This window comes from Stenotrophomonas pictorum JCM 9942 (assembly GCF_001310775.1).
GTDB lineage: Bacteria > Pseudomonadota > Gammaproteobacteria > Xanthomonadales > Xanthomonadaceae > Stenotrophomonas > Stenotrophomonas pictorum.
The window spans coordinates 1-1,652 of record NZ_BAZI01000494.1; the positions used below are offsets into that span (position 1 = coordinate 1).

The following is a 1,652-nucleotide window of genomic DNA, read 5'->3' on the forward strand; positions in this document are numbered from 1 at the left end:
CCGGACCGGCGTTGCGATCGACCAGCAGCACCGCCAGGCCGCGCCGGGCGGCCGCCCAAGCGCTGGCCAGACCCACCACGCCGGCACCGAGGATGATCAGGTCAGGACCGGAGGACGCGGGGGCTGCAGCGGGAGAGGTCATGGTGAAGGCGGCTACGGTGTGAGCGTTGCTTCACATTGTCGCGCCATATCCGTGCGCATGGCACGGATATGGCGCACGGAACCGGTCGCTCAATGCGGCCAGAAGTTCAGGAAGCCGGTGATGATCAACGCGTTGATGAAGTCGATGAAAAACGCGCCCACCAGCGGTGCCACCAGGAACGCACGCGGTGCAATGCCATAGCGCTGCACCAGCTTGCGCATCACCGCCATGGCGTTGGCGGTGGTGCCGAGCATGAAACCGATGAAACCACCGCCCATCACCGCCGCGTCATAGTCGCGGCCCATCAGATAGAAGATCGGCACCGCGAACAGCGCCACCACGCCGACCTGGATGATCAGGTTCACCAGCAGCGGCACGCCCAGACCGGCCAGTTCCCACAGTTTCAGGTCCATCAGCGCCATGGCCAGGAACAGCGCCAGGCAGATGTTGCCGATCAGATCGGTGGTGGGTACCGACAGCTTGATCCAGCCGGTGGCGTCATCGATGTTGCGGATCAGCGCGCCCACCAGCATCGCGCCGATATAGCCGGGCAGGGTCAGGCCGATGTGGGTGAAACTCTGGCCCACCCACGCGCCGACCCACATCGCCATCAGCAGCACGACGATGCTCTTGAGCGAATCGAACTCGCGGGCCGCTTCGCTGGGATAGCGCAGCAGGATCGACTCATCCACGTCCTTTGCGCCACTTTCGCCGCGGCTGCTGGGGGTGATGACCTTGAAGCGGCGCAGCAGCACGGTGATGACCGGTCCGCCGACGACGCCACCGCAGATGATGCCGGCCATGGCCGCAGTGACGGCCAGGGTCTCGGCGCCCTGCAGGCCGGCCTTCTCGAACAGCGGCGCGAACGCCAGGCCGGTGGCCGGGCCGCCAGTCAGCGTGGCCGAACCTGCCAACACGCCAAACATCGGGTGCAGGTCGAACATCCAGGCCACGCCGATGCCGATCAGGTTCTGCAGCACCGCAAACAGCGCCGCGATCACCAGGAAGGTCATCACCTGCCGGCCACTGATACGCAGCAGCCGCACACTGGCATTGATGCCCAGGGTGGTGAAGAAGGCCACCATCAGCGGGGTCTTGAGCGTGGTGTCCAGGGTGAACAGCGTTACCTGCTGGCTGTGCGCCCACCATACCGCCAGCGCCACCAGCAGCCCGCCGATGACCGGCTCGGGCAGGTTGTAGCGGCGGAGAAACGGGATGGCGCGGCACAGTGCGTAACCCGCGAACAGCGTCAGGCCGGCAAAGGCCACCGTCTGCACGGCATCGAGTTGGATCATGGAACAGGTACCTCTACCAACGGGACACGGACTTTGTCCGGCTCAAGAAACAATATCAATAGCAGGTAGAGGTGGTTGCGGCGGCATTTCCGCCACCGGGTGGCGCTGGAATCGCCCGGCTCGAAGCTGAATGGGGATGGCTTGCGATGCGTGCAGCGCCGGCCCCGCGCGCGCTGTGGGGGTTTGCCGGCGGAACCCCCACAGCGGTTTGCGGC

General features: G+C 65.6%; 2 protein-coding genes. Both read right to left on the minus strand.

Annotated elements, in window-relative coordinates; all coding sequences use genetic code 11:
- Window positions 1-142, minus strand: a 142-nt coding sequence (locus tag JCM9942_RS20795; RefSeq protein ID WP_157722975.1) for an FAD-dependent oxidoreductase, incomplete at its 3' end; no start/stop codon positions are given.
- An 89-nt stretch (window positions 143-231) separates the two neighbouring features.
- The gene (gene gltS / locus JCM9942_RS15365; protein WP_054660720.1) at window positions 232-1,437 is read right to left on the minus strand and encodes a sodium/glutamate symporter; all 1,206 of its coding nucleotides are present in this window, start codon (window positions 1,435-1,437) and stop codon (window positions 232-234) included.
- Window positions 1,438-1,652: the final 215 nt, after the last annotated feature.

Excerpts from the sequence above, each read along its gene's own strand:
- gltS (WP_054660720.1), bottom strand. The coding sequence starts at position 1,437 with ATGATCCAACTCGATGCCGTGCAGACGGTGGCCTTTGCCGGCCTGACG.